We start from the raw sequence: 23,957 nt of genomic DNA on the forward strand, positions 1-23,957 counted from the left end.
ATGATAAAAGCACCATGATAAAAGCACCATGCTACATTATTGGTAGCGCAGATACTATAGCAAGCCGCCCTGCAAGAGCAAGAGAGTAACGCTCACTGCCAATGAGTATTTAGCAGTTAAGTGTTAACTAATTAATTGCTTAACACTTAATTTCTTTGCCGCTAATTCATCATAATGAATAGGTAAAAAAATATCAAATTTACTGCCTTGACCTACCTTTGAGCTGACCTCAATACGGCCATGATGATCTTCAATAATAGACCTGACAATATGAAGCCCTAAACCTGTGCCCTTACCCACTGGCTTAGTGGTAAAAAAGGGGTCAAAAATATTTTTCAAGTTCTCTTGGCTAATACCAGCGCCATCATCTTCGAAACGGACATTAATTTCTTGTTCAACGACATGTGACGAAATACAAATACAGCCTTTAGTTTCAATGGCATGAGAGGCATTTACCAATATATTAATAAACACTTGTAATAACTTTTGCGGAAACCCGATAACATTAACATTGGCTGCAAGGTCTTTGCTTATTTCAACTTTGTATTTAAGCTCATTAGCGACTAAGGTAAGGCTTTTTTCAATTAATTCATCAATGGCTATCGCTTCAGGAAGTTTTTCGTCAATATGAGCATAATTACCTAAATCTGTGATGATTTTACTGACTCTGGCAGCTCCTTCCAACGTTGAAGCGATTAAAGGTTCAATATCCTCAAGAATAAAATCTAAATCCTCTCGTTGATATAACTCTTGTGCAGCTTTTTTATTAGCAGAATTTTTAGTTAGATCTACATTTGTTAATGCTATATAAGCAAGCAGTGGCTTAAAATAGTCATTAAGTACATCCAAATTACTGCGAATATAACCAACGGGGTTATTAATTTCATGAGCTATACCTGCAGATAGTTGGCCAATAGAGGCAAGCTTTTCTGCCTGTATTAACTGTTCATTTAATGAAGACAAGGCCTTTTGGCTATGTTTTCTTTCATTAATATCATTTAAGGTGATTAAATAATTAATGGCTCCCATAATAACTATTTTCCGGCCGGTAAATTCAATATGTGGATTTTCAAAACCGGGGGCAAGTAAAGATTCTTCCATATTTTTTAACGCTATATCCTTATCGAACTGACCATCTAAGGTTGCCAAAGCAGGGACAAAATTAGCTACTGGTTTATCGATGATATGCTCTTTATCTCTTAGTAATAATTTTTCAGTTTCTATATTGCACTCTTTTATCAGCCCTTGTTCGTCTACTAAGAGTACCGAACAAGGTATGGTATCCATAATGATATTGGCTTTGTCATTTGCTCGAATAACATTGCAGCGCTCTTGCTCTGCTCGCTGTTTTTCAATGGTAATATGTTGAGTAAACTGCTGAATAGCAATTGATAAGTCAATTATTTCAGTGGCAGCCCTCGTTTGTATAAACTCAACACTAGCCCCTGCGGATGTCCGCTGCAGAGCTAAGGCGGTAATATTTTCAATGGGCTTTACTATGTATTTACTAAAGAAACTGACCGTGCATAAAATAAAACCTAAATAGAGAGAAACCACCAAAAATGACAGTTTAGTAAAGTTGCTTTTAGATCTCTTAGCCTGCTCACTCCAGAAATGATTATCACGCATAACTTGAGCCGATAATTGCTCTAAGTTACTGACATACATTGTTGTTATCTGGTCAGAGTCAGCAATCCTAGCTTGCCAATAGGTGTTTTTTCGTCTTGAAATCTGGGAGAATAAATTGACAATAACATCATTTTGTTCAGTCGCGACAATGAGTTTTAACACCAGATCATTACCGTCCTTATTGACTAGTTTTCCTTTAACACTCATCAGGGTTTGCCTGAGTTGTGCTGATTGCTCATTAATCCCTTTTGCTAAATACGTTTGCCGACCAGAAAAGAGTAAATCTTGTGTGGTTAGCCAAAGCTGCGACATAGTAAATACATGCTCAATGGTTTGTACTAATAAACGTGACTGATAATGTATCCGTGATATCTGCTCAACCTTTTGGTATTGATGCCAAAGGCTGGCAAAAATAACTACTCCAGAAAGTAACGTCGATATTGCTAATAGCAGATTATAATTAGAAATTTTCATAATTAATTCGCCATTTTTTTGTCAGGGATATGAAAAGCGTTACCATAACTATAGCTTTGCCAATTCATCTCCCCATAATATTTCAGTGAGTAACAGGGTTTTCAATGCACACCTTAATACCACATTGGCTAACTCAGCCGCACCTTGGGCATGACTCAATACGCTTGGCTTCGCCGTAATACCATCAGCACTTAATTGTTGCTTCAATTCTTGATAATTTTTGCCAATAAAAATGTCCTTAAAATCGCTATGTTGAGCAATTTTCTTTTTAGGACTGCGACAGCGTTGAAAAACAAAGTCTCTTATTCTTAAGTCTTTATCAATTGCCCACACTATTTCTACCAAGCCCCAAGCACTTTGCTCTGATCTTACATGGACATAACCTAGAACCTCCTGACCTTTCATCGCGATATACAAGGTATGTCGACCGAGTTCACTAAAGTGTAAGTCATTACTGGGCAGTGCAATTTGCACTTGCGCCCGAATATTATCATCGACCGTTTTAACAATTGAAAGCTGATTAGTTTTTTGTGGATAAAGCTGTGCTATTTGCGCAACGGGATCACGTAAGGAGCAGTAAGCGACTGCATTAACATTGCCAGGTAGCAATAGCAGCATAGCTAAAGTCAGTATTAAGATGATAAAGCGTATGGTCATATCAGTACCTAACCCTTATTTGAACTCTAGCCAATTGCTGTTTTTTACCACTTGCTGGGCTGTTAATTTGTTTTACGCCAGACATACTTAACTCTAACTGGTTATTAAATTGATAACTAAAGCCAATATTTACTAACTTATCCGTACTTGCGTGATCTGTTCTAGCTCTAATAATGAACTGGCTATATAATTTTAATTGCTCATTTATTGAGGTTTTGTTTAGCTCAACTAGGCTGTATTTTTCTTTTTGCCAGCCCTGGTGCTGATTATTATCTTCACCTAGGGCTAACTCCCCTAATATCCCCCATGTTCCCCAATAGTATTGCCAATCAATGGCTAACCTTTTTCGTGAAACCTCATCAATCTTGCCATCAAAAAAAGACAAGCCAAGGACAAAGTCTAGATGACTTAATGAGCCTATTCTCCCAGTGAGGGCGTATGAGCCAGCAAGCGATTTTGCCTGATCTTTCCCCCCTAGGGTGTAACTAACGTTATATTCTATTTGTCTTAGTACTTTGTTAAAGCTAAGCCCCCAATCCAACTTTGTGCCTAAATTTTTTCCATGATAGTAATCAAGTAAGCGGCCATTGGTATCAATGTTTTCTTCTAAGCCAAAAGGTAAGGTAAAATGCCCTACTCGAACATTAGGCAGCCAATTGGGCCCAGCAGTATAATTGAGGTGCGCCTCTCTAATAATAAACTCACTATCATCTTTCGAACTAAATAAGAACGGCACTGGCATATGGTTTACTAACTTGGTGAAATACACCTGTCCTACACCATAACCAATATCCCCAGAAGAATTAGTAAAAACTTTATGAGTATCAATGCCTAAAGCATAAATAGCACTGGTATTATCTAAGGCTTTATTATCATTCAACCGAGCACTGCCATCGATGCTCCATCTGAGATTTTTGCTGAAATTGCCATAACAAGACTCTGAAACAAACACGAAGACAACGCTGATAAAGACTAGTGAAAAAATATAAAGCCAAGGTTTCATTATTCCCCCTACGGGTAAAGTAAGTCTTACCAGTAACATATATAAATAAACCTTTATAAATTGACCGCCAACCTATTAAGGACTAATTCTCCAGTACAGACAGAAGCCGCTAATGAATATTCGGCATTGATAATTAAATCATCGGTAAGTGTATCTTCTAAGTTGGCGATACCTATATTAGGGCGTAACAGGCGAGGACTTTTTTGAGCTAACCAAATGATACGTTTGGCAAGTAAAACGGCATCATCGGCACAGGTTTCAATCAGTAAAATAGCAAAGGTATGCTCAGCCCACTTTATCAAAGGATCAGATGCTCGGCGCTTTAGTAGCGTTATCACTTCCAAGTCTCGGCTTTTAACCCCTTGCTTGTCATCTATTGAGTCAATTTTTACTAAGAGAAAACTTAACGGGTGTTGATAACGCTTAGCTCTGGCAATTTCATAATTTAGCCAACTTTCGACAAAGTAGTTTTTCGATAACACGCCATCACTTTCAGCATAGGAGACAGTTCCCATAGCACCTTGTTTAAATAAGCCTCTTTCAATACGAATAAGTAAGGTTTTTATATCAAAGGGCTTTATGACGTAATCATCTGCGCCCGAGAGTAAACCGGCACTTTCCTCCGCTATTTCACAGGTCAGCATAATGATCATGGTGGCGGCAAATTTGCTATCACTCCTTAAAATACGGCAGGCTTTTAACCCGTCCATGACTGGCATACGTATATCCATAATAATTAAATCCGGAGGGAATCTATGTGCTAACGCTATCGCTTCTTCACCATTAGCGGCCTCGCTAATAGAGACTCGTTGATTGCCTTTATTAAATTGACGGTGAATACCCCTTTTCAAGGTCTCTCTAACACCAGCTTCATCATCAACAATGAGGACACTTTTTTCGCATAACATACGCTCTCCTTGCCCGGTAAATATAAAAGTAAGAAATAAATAGCCGCTTGCTCTTTGGCATAAAGCCGCATAAACACTAAGTAATAATTGAAGTGCAATTGATGTACCAGACATCAAAATAACACCGAAGTTTTTTAAAGCCCTTAGTGCTCTAGGTCATGGTAAGAGTTGGTGTTTTTAGCAAGGTAATGAAGTGGTAATGGGGTATTATCAAAATGACAGTATTTGCAAAATGCAACGCAGGGAAATAATAGCTCGGTTGGCAAGTCTTAGCTTGATATCAAATAAGGTATTATTGGTTAAAGGGTTATGAAACATACCTAAAAAGCCAATATGCTACTGGCTTGAACTTATGCCCAATAAAGAAGAGTCTATTTGGTTTGTTTATCACAAAGAATTAAAGCACAGCGTCCGTATTCAGTGCTGTTATCAGTTTTTAAAAGCGGCACTATCTGGCAATAACCTGCTGTATAAAATTAATAAGCCAGCGCATGACTAATTCCCCATCGCCTTGTTGTGACAATGACTGAAGACCCTGAGTGAAGTTTTTCTCAGCAATAATAGTTTTTCGGTTTTGCATTATCGCCTTAGCATAAGCTCGGCTAAATTCAGGGTGACCTTGTAAACCAATAAAATTATTGCCCACTTGTATCATGGCATAAGGACAAAAGTCATTAGCCATTAATACTTCAGCGTCAGCTGGTAACTGCTCTACTTGCTCTTGATGGCTAACCACGAGTTTAATTTGTTTTTTATGCGGTTGCATCCAAGGTTTATGGCAGTGTACTTTTGTTGTCGCCACGCCCACGCCCCAACCTTTAGCAGAGTAAGCAACTTTACCGCCCAGTATTTTGGCTATAAGTTGATGGCCAAAACATATACCGACAAAGGGCTTCCCCCCGACAAACAATTGCCAAACAAAACGCTCTAACCTAGTAATCCAAGGTAAGTCATCATTTACACTGGCTTTGCTACCACTAGTCATATAAGCATCACAAACATCAATATTGTCAGGGAATTCGCCATCAACAACCCAATAATAATGCAATTCAATGGTACTATCACATTGGCTTAACAACTGAGTAAACATATGGTCAAGGTCAGCAAATTCCTCTTGCAGCGCAGGTTGCACATGGTCACAAAGCAAAATCCCTAACTTCATAATAATACCCCCTCATTAGCATGCAATATCAGCCCATATCAACTCAATAACAATGTTATAGCAAAAATAACTAACTCGTTAACACTCTCCGTGCACTGCTTTTTTGAATATATCGCTATATTGCTGAGCGCTAAAGGCGATAGGGTTGCCGCTGGCACTAGGGTCATTAAATGCCATCATGCCAATTTCATCGGCTCTGCGGGTATCTATGGCTATTTCTTGCAATGAATGAGGAATAGCTAGTTGTTTTCTCAAGGCTAAAATCCAATAAAAAAAACCGTCAAATGTTTGCTGCTCAAGGGCTAAATAACGGCTTAGTCGAGTGATTTTTTTTGCTATAACCTTTTTATTTGCTTTGAGTACATAAGGCATCAATATGGCATTAAGTAAACCATGATGACTATCATAAAGTGCCCCAAGGGGATGTGCTAAGGCGTGCATAGCGCCAAGACCGCGCTGAAAAGCTGTTGCTCCCATAGTGGCAGCGGCCATCACCTGTGCTCGTGCCTCGAGATCATGGCCATTAGCCGTCGCTCTAGGTAAATACTCTTTTATTAAGCGGATGGCCTCAAGAGCAATACCTGCCGCCATGGGATGAAAAGAAGGGGCACAATACGCTTCCAGCGCGTGCGATAATGCGTCCATGCCAGTGGCAGCGGTTAACCCAGCAGGTAAACTAACCGTCAGCTGGGCATCTAAAATCACAATATCCGGTAACATTGCCGGGTGAAAAATAATACGCTTAATATGCGCTTGCTCATCGGTGATAACCGATGCACGCCCTACTTCAGCGCCTGTTCCCGATGTGGTTGGGATAGCAATGACTTTCGCCATTTTATCTGTGTTTACTCGGTGAAAATTGCTCCCTGAATCTTCAAAGTCCCATAAGGGTCTCGTTTGACCAGCCATGAGCGCGATTGCTTTGCCGGCATCTAGGGCTGAGCCACCGCCAAATGCTATAACCCCATCGTGCTTGCCGTGCAAAAAGGCAGTAACACCATCGGTTATATTTTTCTCGCAGGGGTTAGTTTTAATGGCAGAAAAAACCTGACAGTGAATACCTTGTCCAGCAAGATGTGACACCGCTTGTTTTACCATTGGCAGTGCCGCCAAGTCAGCATCTGTGACCAGTAAAGGCGCGTTAAAACTAAGTTCCTGACACGCTGAGGGTAATTCATTGATGCGGCCAATGCCGGCACGAATCGAGGTAGGATAATGCCAATTTCCATAAAATTGCTTCAGCTTTGTCACCGATAACCGCCTTGGTTTTTCAAGTTGAGTTAAGTCAAATTTACCAGTCATTATTCACTGTTAGTCATTTTAATATGAAATGATTTAGCTCGGCTAAGGGCCTGATAACCTAAGCTAGATAAGGTACAGCCTCGCCCTGAATTTTTAACCCCAGTCCAGGGTAAAGCTGGGTCGAGGTAATCACAGCGATTAATAAAAAAGGTGCCGGTAGCTAATTGTTCACCCAGAGCGATGCCTTGCTTAATATTGCGAGTAAAGACGGTCGAGGTTAAACCAAACATTGAGTCATTTATCAAGCTAACGGCCTGTTGATCATCGCTCACTTTCATAATGCCAACCACAGGGCCAAAACTTTCCTCCGTCATTAGTGACATACTGTGGTCAACGTTGGTTAACACTTGCGGCGCGAGATAAGCACTACCTGGCTTATCTAAGGGAAAGTGATGACTGGCAAGGTGTGTTTTGGCGCCAGCAGCAAGTGCTTCGGTTATTTGCTGACGAACAAAGTCCGCATTGGCAGCGTTAACCAAGGGCCCAAGTGTGGTGGCTAGTTCATCCGGCCGCCCTAACTTATAGTCCTGTACTAAGGCGACTAATTGCTCAACAAAGTCATCATAGACCTCGCTGTGCACATAAATGCGTTCAATAGCGCAACAAGATTGCCCTGAGTTAAAAAAAGCACCATCAAGGCAACTTGCCACCGCCTCAGCTATATCAGCATCTGCTCGAACATACGCAGCGTCTTTGCCACCTAACTCTAAACCCACACCAATAAAACGGCCACTGGCGGCGCGTTCGACCATTTCACCGCCGGCCACTGAGCCAGTAAAAGCAACGTATTTAATTAGCGGCTGGCGAATAAGATTTTCGGTCTCATCATGACTTAAGAATAGATTTTGAAAGATGCCCTCGGGTAAGCCCGCTTGCGTAAAAGCGTTAGCAAATTGCTCACCGCATAAGGGGGTTTGCGCCGAATGTTTTAGCAGGACACTATTTCCCGCCATAATGGCTGGCACGATAGAATTAATCGCCGTTAAGTACGGATAGTTCCACGGGGCAATAATAAAAACAACACCTAAGGGTTCGCGTTTAATGTAGCGTATAAAACCCGGTTTTTTGGTTAATTTTATATCTGCTAGGGCATTTTGTGCCTCGGTTATCATAAAGCGAGCACGCTCGGCCATACCACTTACTTCACCCTGGCCATAACGAATGGGCCGTCCCATCATCCAACATAACTGCTCGGCAATTTCATCGGCTTTACTGAGCAAGATATCGACCATGGCATGACAAATAACCGCCCGCTGTGCTAGTGAGCTTTGTCGCCACCTAATTTGTGCGCTATTAGCAAGTGTCAAAGCCCGTTGGACCTCAGCCTGAGTAGCCAATTCACGCTCGACATAAATAGCGTCATCTATAGGTGAACGTGTGGTTTGAATTTTACTCATAGTGAACTCATAAATTACTCATTACTTATCTACCTAGTAACAACGCTACTGCTAAGTGTGGTTAAATTATTTCAGCTTATATAATTTCAAAGTAGCGACTTAACTCCCAATCAGAAACATGCTTACGGTATTCTCGCTCTTCCCATTCCCTACTGGCACTAAAGTGCTCAACAAAGTCATGACCAAACATGGCTATGGCGGCTTTCGATTGCTTAAACCTAGTCGCCGCTGCAAATAAAGTATTGGGCAGTGCTAATTCTGCTGGATGACTTTGTTGATAAGCATTGCCCTTAATTTGTGGCAAGGGCTGCAGTTGCTCTTCTATGCCAATTAAGCCCGAAGCTATGGCCGCGGCTAAGGCTAAATAAGGGTTAGCATCGGCAGCGCCAAGGCGATATTCAATTCGTTGTGATTTTTCTGAGCCAGAAATAACCCGCAGTGCTGTGGTACGATTTTCTACCCCCCAAGTAGCATCAAGTGGCGCCCATAAACCAGGAACCATGCGACTATAGCTATTAACTGTCGGAGCAATCATGGCGATAAACTCAGGCATAAAGCGTTGTTGTCCGGCAAGAAACTGGCGCTGTAATTTACTCATGCCATCCTTATTATCTTGCTGATAAAACACACCATGGCCTTGTGCATCTTTTAATGAGATATGAATATGACCACTTTGCCCTGGCCAATCTGTCGACCACTTAGCCATAAAAGTAGCCATTAAATTATTACGTTGTGCCCAAACCTTGATAAAGGTTTTAAAAAGCGCGGCTTTATCCGCGGCATTAAGTGCTTCATCATGGGCGATTGCGGCTTCTAATACCCCAGGACCTGTCTCTGTGTGTAATCCTTCAAGGGGAAAGTCCATTTGTTCAGCAAGGGCTAAGATTTGATGATGTAAGTCGGCGTGCACCGAGTTACGGATGATCGAATACCCAAAGCAGTCCGGCGACAGTGGTGTTAAGTTTTTATAATTTTTTGCTCGAACAGACTCAGGCGTTTCATTAAAAATAAAAAACTCATATTCTAATGCCGCTATCACTGTAAAACCTTGTTCTTTGGCGCGTTCAAGTACTCGCTTTAGCGTGTTGCGCGGACAAATAGGCGCTGCAGCACCACTAAACTCCGCGATAAATAACAACATATCATCTTCAAAGGGTAAGGCACGGCAGGTTTGCGGGATAATACGAACAGGTGCATCTGGGAAGCCAGTATGCCAGCCAGTATATTTAACATTATCATAAAGCTGATCTTGACAATCCCAGCCCAAAACGACATCACAAAAAGCAAAACCTGAGTCTAATGAGCAGAAGAATTTTTCTTTACTCATGTACTTGCCACGCATAATGCCATCGATATCAAACAAGCCCACTTTCACATGGCTAATGCCTCTTTGCTCGACAATTAACTTAGCGTCAGCAATGGTTTTAACTTCTCTTGGTAATAACATGCACTTTCCTCTTTAGCGGTATTACCTTACCTAGAAATCAGCTAGAGATTACCTAGAAATGATCTAGAATATTGATAACTCGAAGGATAATTAAAATTTGTACTTACCTTTACAGTAAAGCTCAACAAAGGAGATTTTTCAAAATAACTCAATATTGATTGAGTTATTTTCAGAAGAGTACACAACTAAGCAGGCGTAAAAAAGCCAGTCGAATGACTGGCTACTGATAGCATGGTATTAATACATGGTACAAATGTATGGTGTAAGTAAGCTTAACTGCTAGGTGCCAGCTTAGCCGTGTTAACAAACTGACTGGCGGCTAAAGAAAGTAAGGCGAAAAAGGCACCAGCATAAAATACTAAGGAATGATCATAAAGCCAAATTAAGCCAAAGGTCGCTGGTATAACCACAGCGGCAATATGATTAATACTAAAACTTACCCCAGCAGTTGCAGCAATATCTTTTGGGTCCGCTATTTTTTGAAAATAGGTCTTTAAGGCGATGGCCATAGCAAAAAATAAATGATCAATAACATACAGCACGGCGGCAACATCGGCCGACTCAACCAGCGCATAACCGATAAAGACGGTAATTAAGCCCAAATACTCTAAGGTTAAGGCTTTACGCTCCCCGACTTTGGCAATCCAAGCACCTATTTTAGGCGCTAAAAAAAAGTTAATTAGATGATTAATCATATACAAAAGCGTAATTTCTTGGACACTGTAACCAAATTTTTCCACCATAAGGAAGCCGGCAAAGACAACAAATATTTGTCGACGTGCTCCCGCTAAAAAAGTGAGTAAGTAATACAAACTATAACGTTTTCTTAGAATTATTTTTTTATGTTGCACATGTTCCATTGGAAATTTAGGCATAGCAACGGCTAAGCAAATCGTTAGTAATAAGCCACTAAGACCAAAAAATATATACATCACTTGATAGCTAGCAGAAAAAACACTAAAACCCAGCCAAATTAAGCCATAACAGATAAGTGATGCCGCTGACTTTATTGACATTAGTTGACCAAGTTTTACTGGCGCCTCTGCTTTTTTAAACCACTGCAAGCTTAATGACGTATTTATGGTTTCATAATAATGAAAACCAATAGACATCAACACCGTTGTGGCATAAAGCCCGTAGATACTAGGAAACAGCCCAGTAATGGCAACACCAATAGATAACAGACACAAAGAAATCAAGGCAAAGACTTGCTCGGTAAACACTAATAACACAAATATCGCGGTAAACGCTAAGAAGCCAGGGATTTCCCGTAAAGATTGCAATATGCCTATTTCAGCGCCAGTAAAGGCTGCTTGCTCAATAACAAAGTTATTGAGCATTGCCATCCAACCGGCAAAAGTAACTGACATGACAATGCTGGCAATCGCTAAGAAAACAAAAGGACTTTGCCAACTTTTACCTTGCTCGGTAACAAGTGTTGTTCTTGCTGTTGCTTGCGTTGCTTTGCTTAATTCTTTCATACAACTCCTTGTTATACATAACTGACACTAAATAACTGACACTATTTAACTTACCCGAAGTAATGAGTGCCAAAGACATAGCAGGTAAACGCTCTACCAAGGATAAGCTTGTCTCGCTAAAGAGGCCATTATATGATGATTTAACATGACTAATAGCGACAATTATGACAGTTAGTTTATCAATTCAGACAAAATCGTCTGGCATAAACAAAGCCCGAGCCGACTTTACCCAAGCTTACCCCCGAACTGTATTACCTACGTCTGCCGAATTTAAGCCCATGACGCAGATTGTTAGCCATACTCATCCGTGGTCGCAGCTTTCCTATTCTTGTATTGGTGTTATGCCTATTGAAACCGATGTGGGTATTTTTGTTATTCCCCCCGAGCAAGCATTGTGATTACCCCAGGTATAGCGCATCAACATTTTTGTAAGAACAAGGTAAGCTACCGTAGCTTATATATCGCCCCCTGTTTTGAGTGAAGTGCTTGGTAATAAAGTACGGCCGTTAACGGTTGACCCCTTATTAAAATTATTGATATTGGAGATTTCAAGCTGGCCAGAAGATTATAAAGAAACAGCGCAAACACAGCGTTTTATTTTAGTGTTGTTAGATCGCCTAGCCATGGCGAAAGTAACCCGTTGTTTATGCCAACTATTCAAGATAAAAGACTATTACCGATAATTGAAACCCTCAACCAAGAGCCCGCTAATAAATTAACCATAGAGCAATGGTCACTTAAAGTTGGTGCCTCAAGCAGGACACTAAATCGATTATTTAATCAAAATTACGGCATGGGTTTTAGCAAATGGCAACAAAAACTAAGAATATTAAAATCGTTAGAATTACTGAACAGCAATACCCCACTGATAGATATTGCCTTTGAGCTAGGCTATGAATCAACTTCAGCATTTATCACCGGCTTTAAAAAACAACTTGGTTGCCCACCTAAAAAGTACCTCGCTAAGTAACCTTTTCTTTAGGGCAACTTACTAGCCTTTAACAGTAACTAATACGTATCACTATTTTTTTTCAAGTTTAAATTCACTCATTTCCTCATGTAATTCATGGGAGGTAGACTGTAAGTGAGTGGTTGCTTCAACGGCCCGATCAATCTCCAACTTGTTCTCATGCGAGGCATCATTAACTTGCGTGATATTGTTATTTATTTCTTCAACCACACAGTGTTGCTCTTCTGCAGCGGTCGCCACTTGGGTGGACATATCATTAACACTACTAATAGCTTCATTAACATCGGCCATTAAAGCATTTGAGCGTTCAGAGAACTCTATGGTTTTGGCACTCAGCTCTCGGCTATGATCCATAGCCACCACAGCGTTATGTGCGCCCGAACGATATTGCTCAATCATTTGTTCAATTTCTTTAGTTGACTCTTGTGTACGTTGCGCTAAGTTTCTCACTTCATCGGCAACAACAGCAAAACCTCGGCCTTGCTCCCCGGCTCTGGCTGCTTCTATCGCGGCATTAAGCGCGAGAAGGTTGGTTTGCTCGGCAATACCTTTGATGACTTCCAATACTGATTCTATTTTTTCACTGTTTTTTTCTAGCTTAGTAAGCGCCTCGCCACTGTCTGATAAACTTTCCACCAGTTGCCTAATTTGCTCCATAGCCTGTAAATTCACCTGCTGACTTTGCTGAGAACTAGATGATGCGGCTTCTGTTAACTCTAGGGTACTGTTGGTGTTTTTTGCCACTTCTTGTGCGGTTGAAGACAACTCGTTAATTGCTGTAGCCACCAAATCAATTTGTTGAAATTGATTGACTAAATTTTCTTGCACCTTGTTATTTGCTTGGGCTAATACTTGAGCAGTTTGTTGCACATCATTGGTAGAGTCATTGACCTTGGTTAAAATAGCACAAACACTAGCGCGCATTGTCTCCATATGTTCAAGCATCTGCCCTACTTCTCCTGGTTCATCTACTGCTACATGTTCATCAAAATTTCCATGAGCAATATTCTCTAACGAATGTACTGCCTTTTTCAAGCCAGCTTGCACGGCATTAATGACCAGCCAAGCGCTAATAATATTAACGAATACACTCACAACTACTGCAGCTATGGCAATAAACTCAAGCTTGATAGCTTCTTCATCAATTTTTATTACCGCCTCTTCGGTAAAACGCTCAATTTCAGCTAAAACACCTTCAACATGCTCAGTTAGCGCTAAGGCCTCATTTTCAACCGTTTCGCTTAATAGCTCAGCATGATGAAACTTATGCTGTGCTAACGCCACAAAAACTTCTTTCGCGTGTTTCGACCATTTTTTATGCTGACGTTCTAGTTGTTTGACATCAGTTAAAAGCTGCGAAAATTCATCTCTGTCAACCTGCTCTTCAGCATGATTTTTTGCTTGAGCAAGTGACTGCTCTATTGCCTTTAATTCGTGTGCAATCTTTTTATTTAAACTTTCAAAGTGCTCAACCGCTGCCTTATAATGCGCGTTTGCTGAAGGCTCAGTAGCCGTTGCTAAAGCAAAGCGAAAAGCCTGTTCAAAATATATTTCTTGCTCTAACTGATGCTCTGTTAACGAAGTGACCGCTTTGGTTATGGGAATATCGGTATTGGCAACAGCTTCAATATGATGTTCAATGGTGATTAATTGCGTTAGTATTATGGCGGTGGCAATAACCTGGACCGCAACGGCTAGCACAACCATAGCGATAATGCGTTGCTTGATGGATAAATCAACTTTCATCTTAATTACTCCTCAACCTTTTTAGAATGCTTTTGAAAATACTTTTTAGAGTACTTTTTAGAGTGCTTTTGCAAATATTTTTGCCCATTATCACGCATTCTATGTATAAATTTAAAGCCTAGATTAAAAGTGTAGCTCATTTTTTGTATGGATATTAAAAAGCTAGCGCTTATACATTTTATGATGTTATGACATACAATAAAAAACAGTTGGAGATAATTGTCTTAGAGAGCTGGATAGTATTCACCAAAACAAAATAAACCACCTAAAGAGTTGATAAAATTAAACTTTTAATAAATTATAAATTAAAAACTTTAACGATTAACTTTTGCGATATCTGTTAACGCAGCGGCTAAATCATATTCAATAGTGGTATGTAAAAAGAACACGTTTACTCCTCGATAAAGTGCCTTGCTAAGGTATTTTACTTGCCGCTTAACTATCACTAAGCTTGCTCGACACAATTTTGTCTTGTCAATGCAGTGATTTTAGCGATATAAAGGGCAACGACAGTGACTACAGTGACGCAAACTGCTCCATAGCACTTTTTATTAATGATATTTTATAGGCTTTATTTATGAAACTGATGGAGGTATTAAATGAGATACATCAGCAAGTGCTCCCTTCCCTTGGGCAAGGCAAGGTTGCGACATATATTCCCGCTTTAGCGAATGTTGATCCGATGCAGTTTGGTATGGCGATCACCTTAAATGATGGCCAGTATTATGGCGTCGGTTCATACCGGACCCCTTTTTCTATTCAGAGTATTTCTAAAGTATTTAGCTATACCCTAGCGCTACGAACTTATCAAGATGGCTTATATAAGCGTGTTTGGCGAGAGCCTTCCGGTAACCCTTTTAATTCTTTGGTACAGTTAGAGTATGAAGCAGGTATTCCTCGCAACCCTTTTATTAATGCCGGCGCCATCGTGGTGTGCGATAGTTTGGTGTCTCATTTTAATGACCATGAAAGAGCCTTTAATGAAATTCTTGGGTTTATTCATCAGTGTAGCGGTGATAACAGCATAACCATAGATGAAGTGGTCGCTAAGTCTGAAATGGCACATGGCTTTAGAAATATTGCTTTAGCCAATTTGATGAAAAGCTTTGATAACTTTGATAATGATGTCAATACAGTCTTGCAAACTTACTTTAAACATTGCTCTATTGTGATGAATGCCCAGCAACTATCGCGCTCTATGCTGTACTTAGCGAACAACGGCACTGATCCTATCTCAAAGAAACAGTTGATTAACGCTACTCAAGCAAAGCGTATTAATTCATTAATGTTAACGTGTGGCCATTATGATGCGTCTGGCGATTTTGCTTTTCGCGTTGGCTTACCGGGTAAAAGTGGCGTGGGCGGCGGTATTGTCGCGGTTGTGCCGGGGAAAATGGCTATCGCGGTCTATTCACCGGCATTGAATGAATACGGTAATTCATTAGTTGGCACAAAAGCACTAGAGCTATTTACTACTAAAACAGGACTTTCTATTTTTTAAGCTTAACTTAAACCGCCTTACGCCAAAGGCATGATATTGAGTTTGAGTTATAAAGTAGTTAATTACAATGTTAACAAGCCCAGCTCTGTCGCCGTTACTATCACATTCAGCCTTGATCAAAGTTTACCCTCGGGTTAAGCCAAGTACTGCGGTGGAAAAACAGATAAAAAAGGTCGCTTCCGAGTAAATAAGAAGCGGCCAGTAAAATAAACATTGTACCTAGCTATTTAGAATTCCACTATTTTTTCATCTGAACAGATAGGGCTATTTAACTCACACACTTTATAAGTGAATGTTCCGCCACCGCCAAAGGAGTCTATATAAAAACCATCATTGTCGGTGGTTAATTTCTTCATTTTCTTTTTAACTTTATAGATATGTACTTCATCTCCATTGGCATTGTCCCATGTTAACTCGACAAATTTAGTGCCTTTAACTTTATAGCCATAGAGCGACAAGCTGATTTTTACATCTGCCGGCGGCGCTGCAGCAGGCGGATCTGTTGGGGCAACCTCTCCAGTGCTAAAATTGCTGGTGCCAAGGTTATCAGTCACAGTTAACTTGACTTCATAAGTACCGTCAGCATCATAACTATGAACAGCGTTTACCCCACTAGCGGTATTGCTATTTGAACTGTTTTCACCAAAAACCCAAGCATATGAAAATATACTGCCCTCAGTATATTTACTGGCGCTAGCACTGGCATTAAAGTTACAATCAAGATAGCTACAACTGGCGGTAAATGATGCTGTAGGTCTAGTATCAACAACAGTGACTTCTTGCTCGCTGTAATGGCTAGCACTGGCATCATCAGTCACAGTTAACCCAATATCATAAGTAGCATCAGCATCAAAGCTATGAGCAGCGTTTACCCCAGTTGCGCTGCCTTCACCGCCAAAATCCCAACTATATGAAACCACTTTTTGATCATCGCCATCACTATCGTAACTAGTACTACCATCAAAGCTACAACTTAAATCAGTGCAGTTGACCGTAAATAAACTTACCGGCGGGACATTAGCTATCGTTTCTTCAAAATTACCGCTAAGTGACAGCCCTGAGAAATTTGAATAGGCTCTTATCATCACATAATAAGTACCCGTTTGTGGACTGGCAACACTACAGCTTTCATTACTACTTTCTTGATAGGGACGACAGTCATAACTGGTTATACTGGGTTGTGAGCCATATTTTACATATAAATCAGCATCACCACTGTCACCTGAAATAGTAAAAGCTAAGTTAATGGCACCTGCTGGAATACTCATTTGATACATCAACTCATCGCCACTAGCTCCAGAGAGATTATTAACTGAAGCCCCATTCACTAAATGAGTAGGCTCTGGTGCTAGTGGAAACTCACCAACTTCACAGAATTTTTCAGGTGATTCAGGTAAAGGTAAGTAATGTTCAGAGATAAAATCATACATAGCTTTAGCTTTGACTATGCCGTAACCGTAGTTATTATCTCTGCCAGCACTGCCTCGATCTTCCGCCGACTGCGCCATGGCGATACGCATTTGATGATTGCTACACTCTGGGTAATAGTTCCAAACTAGCGCGGCAACACCTGCTACATGGGGCGTTGCCATGGAAGTACCAGTCCATGCCGCGTAGCTATTATGTGGTAAGGTAGACATAACCTCTACCCCAGGTGCGGCAATTTCTACCTGAGTATTATATTGGGAGAAACTAGCTTTATTGCCTGATGAATCCACCGCAGCAACAGAGACCACAGAGTCATAAGAGGCCGGATAGGACATACCGCTACTACTATCATTGCCAGCCGCAGCAATTGACAGTATGCCACTGTCATAAGCGGCCTGAAAAGCATTGCTCTCAGCCATACTAGAGCCAGAGCCGCCAAGACTCATACTGATGACATTTGCCCCTGCCGCCATACATTGATCGATCGCGACAATTAAATCTGAGCCATAGGCCCAAGAGCCACTGCTATTAAAAACCTTGACCATATGAATTTTTAAATTATTATTTGGATTAACGCCGACAACACCAATCTCATTATTCCCTAAAGCGGCAATAGTGCCCGAAACATGGGTACCATGGCCATGACCGTCTTCATCCCAATTTCCGGAATCATAATTGTTATAACCATCACTGCCGGTTACACCTGAACTAGGTAAATCGTAATGACCAAGATCATAACCAGTATCCATAATACAAACGGTCATATTGCTATTTGAATTACCAATAATAAATGGCCCTTGTTCTTGTCCTAGAACTTCATGCTCAGCTTCAACCATAGTTATGCCATAAGGCGTTTCTTCAGCGGTATTTTCAGCAAGCAAGTAGCGTTTAGGATCAAGTTCCACTAACTCAACATCATGGCGTTTTTTGAATTGCTTGGCTGCTTGGGCGGGTAAATTAACGGCGATGATTCGATGTTTATCGATTTCAAGCTGAATTTTTCCGTGATGGCTATTAATCAACGTTATTATTGAGGCTTTACTGCCGGGTTTGAACTTAACAATATAGCGTTCATTTTCGGCATTAAAATCTTTTTTTGTGGCGGCTAGCGATGGCATAAACATCATTGCCACGATTGCGACAACAAGGGGGGTATATTTAATATTCATATCAGCTCTTCCTATCATTATTATTGATGTTAGAGCTAACACTAAGCAAGCCGACATCGCTAACATTGAGGTTGCTTTCTACCTTTATTAAATATAGTTGTTGTTATCGCTAAAAAATAGTAACTGTTAAGGTATTTTATTAACGGCACGCGTGTTAAAAAGTATCTGGCGAACAGAATTAACCTCGTTAAAAGCAAATATCTCAGCAGCTGTATTGTCAGTGGTGAGTTTATTCTCCTGTAAGTAGCTCACCATAGAGTGACAGTAGCTGATAGCGACATGTTTAACTTTGCCATTTTTCTTATGCTGGCTCGGTGCAGGTTAAGCCAATTAATTATTTTCCTTGCGTAATGCACGTTATCGCTTAGTAACAGAGCGCCGTGTATTTTCTGGTCAAAAAGCAACAACAAAGCCAACAACTCAACTTTTGCCAGTAGAACCACCATAGATATTGTTCGTTTAGCGCTAGGTGAGTCCATTAACTTTTCATCAAGCCCATCAAAGCAGTACGGGTATAGATAACAACATAGATCTTAACTTCACTTTGCTACCAGCTCTAGATTCATTAATATCACCCTGAGAAACTTATTAAGTTAATATTCGCCACTCACATATAAAGATGAAACTAAAATATTAACAGTAAGTGTTAAGCCGCTAAGTAAAGTGAAGGTTAAAATGAGTAATATAGTGCGTGAAAAGGTAAGTAAGCAATTGATTGAAAAAAAAACGTTAATGGTCGGTGCCGCAACTAATTTATTTATGGCTTTTGCAGGTTGGTTAGCTTACTACTTATCAAACTCGCAAGCCTTGGCTCTCGATGGTAACTTCTCTTTTGTTGCCTTTATCACTGTAATACTCGCTTTACGCGTGTCGGCTATCAAGCTAAACAAATCCACCACCTTCCCTTTTGGCCAATTCGCCTATGAGTCACTTTTTTCAATGGTTAAAGGTTTGATGATAATCGGCATGTTGCTGATGGCACTTATTGTCAATATTGAGCGAGTATTTCATTATTTAGCGGGTGAGCCTGCGAATATTTTAGATACCGATGTTATTTTTATTTATAGCGTGATGATGGTTTTTCTTTGTTTCTCTTTGGCTTTTTATTATAAACGACAAAATAAGAGACTATCTAATGCCAGCACCTTATTACTGGCTGAATACACCGGGGTAAAACTCGATGGTTTAATGTCATTGGGCATAGGTATCACTTTAGTGAGTATTCGATTTATTGATATTGAAGGCTATTTCGGCTTTCTTCATTATATAGGTGATGCTTTACTGATTATTGCGCTGGTATTTCTTTTTGGTAAAGAGCCTCTCACTCTGGTGCGGCATTCCTTTATTGAATTGGCTGGTGGTACTTTGCAAAACACTAAGCAAAAACAGCACATTGAATCGATTATAGCTAAGCACTTAAGCGAGGATGGCTTATTAGTCGACAGCTACATATCAAAAACAGGCAGTTGCTATTTAGTTGTCGCCTACATAAGTATAACTAAGCTAGAGACTATTGATGGTAAGGCGATAACAGCAACCAAAGCTGCTATCGAAGCTGAGCTTAATCAACACTACCCTCACTCAATGCTCGAACTATCGTTAAAATAGCAGGCATAAAAAAGAGCGCTGTAAGCGCTCTTCATTAATTGTCTCTTTAAAATAAAGAGTCGATTAAGCTTTTGCTTTGTTTTCCGCTTCTTGGATTTTAACTTTCCAAATTTCAGGGCCGGTGACATGAACAGACTCACCTGTGCTATCTACCGCAACCGTTACTGGCATATCTTCTACCTCAAATTCGTAGATAGCCTCCATACCCATATCTTCAAAGGCAACCACTTTCGCTTTTTTGATTGCTTTAGAAACAAGGTATGCCGCGCCACCAACCGCCATTAAGTACACTGACTTATGGTCTTTAATGGTTTGACACGTTGCCGCACCACGTTCAGCTTTACCAATCGTGCCTAATAGGCCAGTTTCTGCTAACATCATCTCAGTAAATTTATCCATACGTGTTGCCGTAGTAGGGCCAGCTGGACCAACTGCTTCATCACCAACAGCGTCCACTGGACCAACGTAATAAATAAACTTATTGGTGAAGTCTACCGGCAGTTTTTCACCTTTCGCTAACATGTCTTGAATACGTTTATGTGCGGCATCACGACCGGTTAAAATAGTACCGCTCAGCAATACCGTTTCACCCGTTTTCCACTCGCTAATATCGGCTTTGCTTAATTCATCAACATTAACGCGACGAACATTCTCACCTACTTCCCAGGTAATTTCTGGCCACTCATCCAGCTTAGGTGGCGTTAATACTGCTGGGCCTGAGCCATCAAGATGGAAGTGTATATGACGGGTAGCGGCACAATTTGGGATCATCACTACCGGTTTAGATGCGGCATGGGTCGGCATTGAGTTGATTTTTACATCAACCACTGTGGTTAAACCGCCTAAACCTTGTGCGCCAATACCAAGTTTATTGACACGTTCAAAAATTTCTAAACGTAATTCCTCTTCAGCATTTTCTGGGCCACGTTCAATTAAATCTTGAATGTTTACCGGCTCCATTAAGCTTTCTTTGGCTAAAACTGCCGCTTTTTCAGCGGTACCACCAATACCTATACCTAACATTCCTGGTGGACACCAACCCGCGCCCATCGTCGGTAAGGTTTTCACTACCCAATCAGCAATCGAGTCTGATGGATTTAACATCACCATTTTAGTTTTGTTTTCACTGCCGCCGCCTTTAGCCGCAATCATAATATCAAGACCCGCGCCTTCGACCATATCAATATGGACCACCGCTGGGGTATTGTCCTTAGTATTTATACGTGCTCCGGCAGGATCTGCAACGATAGAAGCACGTAAGGGGTTATCCGGATTTAAATATGCACGACGGGTACCTTCATCAACCATTTGTTGTACGGTCATGTCTGTTTTATCCCACTGCACCGCCATACCTATTTTAACAAAACAGGTGACGATACCAGTATCTTGACAGATTGGACGTTTACCCTGGGCTGACATACGTGAGTTAATCAAAATTTGTGCTATTGCGTCTTTCGCCGCCTTTGATTCTTCTTTGTGATACGCTTTTTCTAATGCCTGAATAAAATCAATCGGATGATAATAAGAAATATATTGCAGTGCATCTTCAATACTGTCGATTAAGTCTTGTTGTTTAATGATGGCCATAGTGCTCTCTATTAGCTATAGGGCGATTGTCCTTTGCTGATTATGTTTACAGCATGAAAGTTCAAAAAACCCTAATATTCTTTAATATTGTTAAGTGGAAAGTTATAATAAAACTACTGCGTATAATAACCTGCTATTGAAAGTGCTACCAGTCCCTTATGACTGATAATAACTATTTAACTAGCAAATACTTAAGTGAAGCAAAACCTTGTTTAATACCACTGACATCAAATTTACCACAACACTTAACGCGGCAATTAAGGCCGCACTTAATACCCAGGAAAGCGCCGTGACTCTTGCCGCTAAAATACTGCCCGTTAAAAGTGGTACCACAGCAGAGGCTATTTTTAGCCCTATTGCTCATCAACCTTGGGCGATGTGGTTAGACTCGGGTAATAGCGACCATGTTGATAGTCGCTTTGATATTATAGTGTGGCAGCCCATTGCCACCCTAACCACACGGGGTAATAACACTGATATCTGCTTTCCTAAAAACGTATCTCAAAACTTAGCGAATAAGAGTTACCTTGAAAAAAGCAGTGATGATCCACTGTTACTGCTTAAACAACTGCAAGCACAATTATTTACCATGCCAAAGAGTCCTCATGAATTTTTGCCTTTTTTAGGTGGCGCCTTAGGATATTTCTCCTATGATCTAGGTCGTCGATTTGAGCAACTACCTAGTATTGCTAAACAAGACATTCACTTACCTGACATGGCTGTGGGTTTATATAACAAAGCGGTTATTTTTGATAAAAACTCAGCGACTTTTTACCTAGTGTGCCCCGATGCTGAGCGTATTGAGCTTGAAAAATCATTGCTTAACTCGGCTATTAACGCCACGCTTGGCGTAAGTGCACACGAAAAAGTTGCCAGCAAAACCAGTGATCAAGCTTTCCACTTAACCAGTCCCTGGCAAGCCAATATGGATAAAGCCAGTTACATTGAAAAATTTAATAAAGTACAAGCTTACTTATTAAGCGGAGATTGTTACCAAATTAATTTAGCACAGCGCTTTAGTGCCCAGTATCAGGGTGATGAATTTGAGGCTTATTTAGCCCTAAAAGCAGCAAACAAAGCACCATTTTCGGCTTTTATTCGCTTAGACAATGCCGCTATTTTAAGTGTTTCTCCTGAGCGTTTTTTACGGTTAAAGCAAGGTAAGGTACAAAGTAAGCCCATTAAAGGCACCATGCCGCGCAGCAGTGATAAAGTACAAGATGCTAAGAATGCCGAAATTTTAAGACACTCAAGTAAAGATATTGCCGAAAATTTAATGATTGTTGATCTACTGCGAAATGACCTCAGTAGAAGTTGCCAAGCGGGCTCAGTAAAAGTGCCTAAACTTTTTGATATTGAGAGTTTTCCGGCGGTACATCACTTAGTCAGTACCGTTGAAGGTATACTCTCTAGCGATAAACATGCCACTGACTTACTGCGCGGTGCCTTTCCTGGCGGCTCTATTACCGGTGCGCCGAAAATACGCGCCATGGAAATTATAGAAGAGCTAGAGCCACACCGCCGCAGTGTTTATTGTGGCTCTATTGGTTATCTGTCAAATTGTGGCACTATGGATACCAGCATAACGATTCGCACCTTAATTTGTCAGCCAAGTGACAGCTCAGTCAATACCGTTTTAAAAGGGGAAAAGAGCATTTATTGCTGGGCTGGTGGTGGGCTTGTCGCTGATTCAACCGCTGAAAGCGAATATCAAGAGACCTTTGATAAGGTCAATTGTATTTTACCAGTATTATCAAAGCTCAATCAGGTGTAGGCTTAAGTTTAAACCTAAGTTAATGTTTAAGTTAAGTCTTTTAGAAACCAGCATAAAAATAACAGTTCCTAAATAAGTAGTAAGGGTAACGCCAATGGACAAAAATGAATTTTTATTACGCTTTAATTTATTACAATTGCCTGAGTCTGAGCATAATTATCAACATCATTTACCACTTCGTTCTGCTGCGGTACTCATCCCTTTGGTCGAATCCGCTGAGGGTTTACAAGTATTATTAACCAAACGAGCCAGCCATTTAAAACATCACCCATCCCAAGTCAGTTTCCCCGGCGGTAAAGTAGAGCCAACAGATAAGTCATTAATAGATACGGCACTGCGAGAGACTTTTGAAGAAATTGGTTTATCTCGCCAAGCCATCACTGTTGTTGGACAATTACAGCCTTATCAAACCATTAGCGGTTTTCATGTTACCCCAATTGTTGCCATAGTCGCCCGCGCACAACGCTATAAAATGGATAAAAATGAAGTCGCTGAAATATTTCAAGTACCACTACAACATTTTTTGACCACCAAGGATCATCATGTCTTTGTTGCCAGTAAAAATGGCAAACAACATAATGTGCATTTTTTACCCTATAAACACTACCATATATGGGGTGCTACCGCGGTAATGATCAAAGATTTAGTCGCTCACATAAACTAGTGCCTCGGTTATTACGCCACTAAAAAAAAGCCCCCTAGTACATTTAGTTA

General features: G+C 40.6%; 20 protein-coding genes. 7 read left to right on the plus strand and 13 right to left on the minus strand.

Annotation, left to right across the window (positions count from 1 at the left end; translation table 11 throughout):
• Positions 1-123: 123 nt before the first annotated feature.
• The 9 genes from MTCD1_RS04610 to MTCD1_RS04650 form a co-directional block, all read right to left on the minus strand.
• Positions 124-2,103 carry a PAS domain-containing sensor histidine kinase gene (locus MTCD1_RS04610; RefSeq protein WP_057181584.1) on the minus strand — a complete coding sequence of 660 codons (1,980 nt, stop codon included), beginning with the start codon at positions 2,101-2,103 and terminating at the stop codon, positions 124-126.
• A gap of 48 nt (positions 2,104-2,151) precedes the next feature.
• A complete protein-coding gene (locus tag MTCD1_RS04615) occupies positions 2,152-2,760 on the minus strand; it encodes a hypothetical protein (RefSeq protein ID WP_057181585.1) in 609 nt (202 codons plus the stop codon).
• Position 2,761: 1 nt separating this feature from the next.
• Entirely contained in the window at positions 2,762-3,763 is a 1,002-nt protein-coding gene (locus MTCD1_RS04620; protein WP_057181586.1) for a putative porin, read from the minus strand.
• 53 nt (positions 3,764-3,816) lie between these two features.
• The gene (locus tag MTCD1_RS04625; RefSeq protein ID WP_231733053.1) at positions 3,817-4,785 is read right to left on the minus strand and encodes a response regulator; all 969 of its coding nucleotides are present in this window, start codon (positions 4,783-4,785) and stop codon (positions 3,817-3,819) included.
• A 334-nt stretch (positions 4,786-5,119) separates the two neighbouring features.
• Complete coding sequence (locus tag MTCD1_RS04630; protein ID WP_057181587.1) at positions 5,120-5,833, minus strand: glutamine amidotransferase-related protein; 714 nt, start codon at positions 5,831-5,833, stop codon at positions 5,120-5,122.
• 78 nt (positions 5,834-5,911) lie between these two features.
• On the minus strand, positions 5,912-7,135 hold the full coding sequence (locus tag MTCD1_RS04635; protein WP_197410282.1) for an iron-containing alcohol dehydrogenase: 1,224 nt from the start codon (positions 7,133-7,135) through the stop codon (positions 5,912-5,914).
• Entirely contained in the window at positions 7,135-8,532 is a 1,398-nt protein-coding gene (locus tag MTCD1_RS04640; protein ID WP_057181588.1) for an aldehyde dehydrogenase family protein, read from the minus strand. The genes MTCD1_RS04635 and MTCD1_RS04640 overlap by 1 nt, the downstream gene beginning before the upstream one ends.
• Before the next feature lie 76 nt (positions 8,533-8,608).
• Entirely contained in the window at positions 8,609-9,979 is a 1,371-nt protein-coding gene (locus tag MTCD1_RS04645; protein WP_057181589.1) for a glutamine synthetase family protein, read from the minus strand.
• A 272-nt stretch (positions 9,980-10,251) separates the two neighbouring features.
• Positions 10,252-11,460 (minus strand): MFS transporter, encoded by a 1,209-nt coding sequence (locus tag MTCD1_RS04650; RefSeq protein ID WP_082606543.1) that lies wholly within the window; start codon positions 11,458-11,460, stop codon positions 10,252-10,254.
• Between the two features lie 164 nt (positions 11,461-11,624).
• Between MTCD1_RS04650 and MTCD1_RS21680 the strand changes: the two genes are divergently transcribed.
• The 3 genes from MTCD1_RS21680 to MTCD1_RS21690 all read left to right on the plus strand — a co-directional run bounded on the left by MTCD1_RS21680 (position 11,625) and on the right by MTCD1_RS21690 (position 12,430).
• The gene (locus MTCD1_RS21680) at positions 11,625-11,858 is read left to right on the plus strand and encodes a cupin domain-containing protein (protein ID WP_231733054.1); all 234 of its coding nucleotides are present in this window, start codon (positions 11,625-11,627) and stop codon (positions 11,856-11,858) included.
• A gap of 75 nt (positions 11,859-11,933) precedes the next feature.
• Positions 11,934-12,143, plus strand: a complete 210-nt coding sequence (locus MTCD1_RS21685) for a hypothetical protein (protein ID WP_231733055.1) — start codon at positions 11,934-11,936, stop codon at positions 12,141-12,143.
• Positions 12,107-12,430 (plus strand): helix-turn-helix domain-containing protein, encoded by a 324-nt coding sequence (locus MTCD1_RS21690; RefSeq protein ID WP_231733056.1) that lies wholly within the window; start codon positions 12,107-12,109, stop codon positions 12,428-12,430. Before MTCD1_RS21685 ends, MTCD1_RS21690 begins: the two co-directional genes overlap by 37 nt.
• A 51-nt stretch (positions 12,431-12,481) precedes the next feature.
• On the opposite strand, the gene MTCD1_RS04660 is transcribed toward MTCD1_RS21690, so the two are convergent.
• Together MTCD1_RS04660 and MTCD1_RS22105 are read right to left on the minus strand one after the other, a co-directional pair.
• Positions 12,482-14,176, minus strand: a complete 1,695-nt coding sequence (locus MTCD1_RS04660) for a methyl-accepting chemotaxis protein (protein ID WP_057181590.1) — start codon at positions 14,174-14,176, stop codon at positions 12,482-12,484.
• A 314-nt stretch (positions 14,177-14,490) separates the two neighbouring features.
• Positions 14,491-14,622 (minus strand): hypothetical protein, encoded by a 132-nt coding sequence (locus MTCD1_RS22105; RefSeq protein WP_268807344.1) that lies wholly within the window; start codon positions 14,620-14,622, stop codon positions 14,491-14,493.
• 137 nt (positions 14,623-14,759) lie between these two features.
• Between MTCD1_RS22105 and MTCD1_RS04665 the strand changes: the two genes are divergently transcribed.
• A complete protein-coding gene (locus tag MTCD1_RS04665) occupies positions 14,760-15,677 on the plus strand; it encodes a glutaminase (protein WP_197410283.1) in 918 nt (305 codons plus the stop codon).
• A gap of 227 nt (positions 15,678-15,904) precedes the next feature.
• Here the strand turns inward: MTCD1_RS04665 and MTCD1_RS04670 are convergent, their stop codons facing one another.
• Positions 15,905-18,274, minus strand: coding sequence for a S8 family serine peptidase (locus tag MTCD1_RS04670; RefSeq protein ID WP_057181592.1), 2,370 nt, complete (start codon positions 18,272-18,274; stop codon positions 15,905-15,907).
• A gap of 675 nt (positions 18,275-18,949) precedes the next feature.
• Between MTCD1_RS04670 and MTCD1_RS04680 the strand changes: the two genes are divergently transcribed.
• Positions 18,950-19,882: a cation transporter gene (locus MTCD1_RS04680; protein WP_057181594.1), complete on the plus strand. Its 933-nt coding sequence runs from the start codon at positions 18,950-18,952 to the stop codon at positions 19,880-19,882.
• A gap of 63 nt (positions 19,883-19,945) precedes the next feature.
• Here the strand turns inward: MTCD1_RS04680 and MTCD1_RS04685 are convergent, their stop codons facing one another.
• Positions 19,946-21,469 (minus strand): fumarate hydratase, encoded by a 1,524-nt coding sequence (locus MTCD1_RS04685; RefSeq protein ID WP_057181595.1) that lies wholly within the window; start codon positions 21,467-21,469, stop codon positions 19,946-19,948.
• A gap of 376 nt (positions 21,470-21,845) precedes the next feature.
• On the opposite strand from MTCD1_RS04685, the gene pabB reads away from it, so the two are divergent.
• Positions 21,846-23,243: an aminodeoxychorismate synthase component I gene (gene pabB / locus MTCD1_RS04690; protein WP_231733066.1), complete on the plus strand. Its 1,398-nt coding sequence runs from the start codon at positions 21,846-21,848 to the stop codon at positions 23,241-23,243.
• 94 nt (positions 23,244-23,337) lie between these two features.
• Positions 23,338-23,907: a CoA pyrophosphatase gene (locus tag MTCD1_RS04695; RefSeq protein WP_057181596.1), complete on the plus strand. Its 570-nt coding sequence runs from the start codon at positions 23,338-23,340 to the stop codon at positions 23,905-23,907.
• Positions 23,908-23,957 lie beyond the last annotated feature (50 nt).

Origin of the sequence: Colwellia marinimaniae (assembly GCF_002207865.1) — a bacterium.
GTDB lineage: Bacteria > Pseudomonadota > Gammaproteobacteria > Enterobacterales > Alteromonadaceae > Colwellia > Colwellia marinimaniae.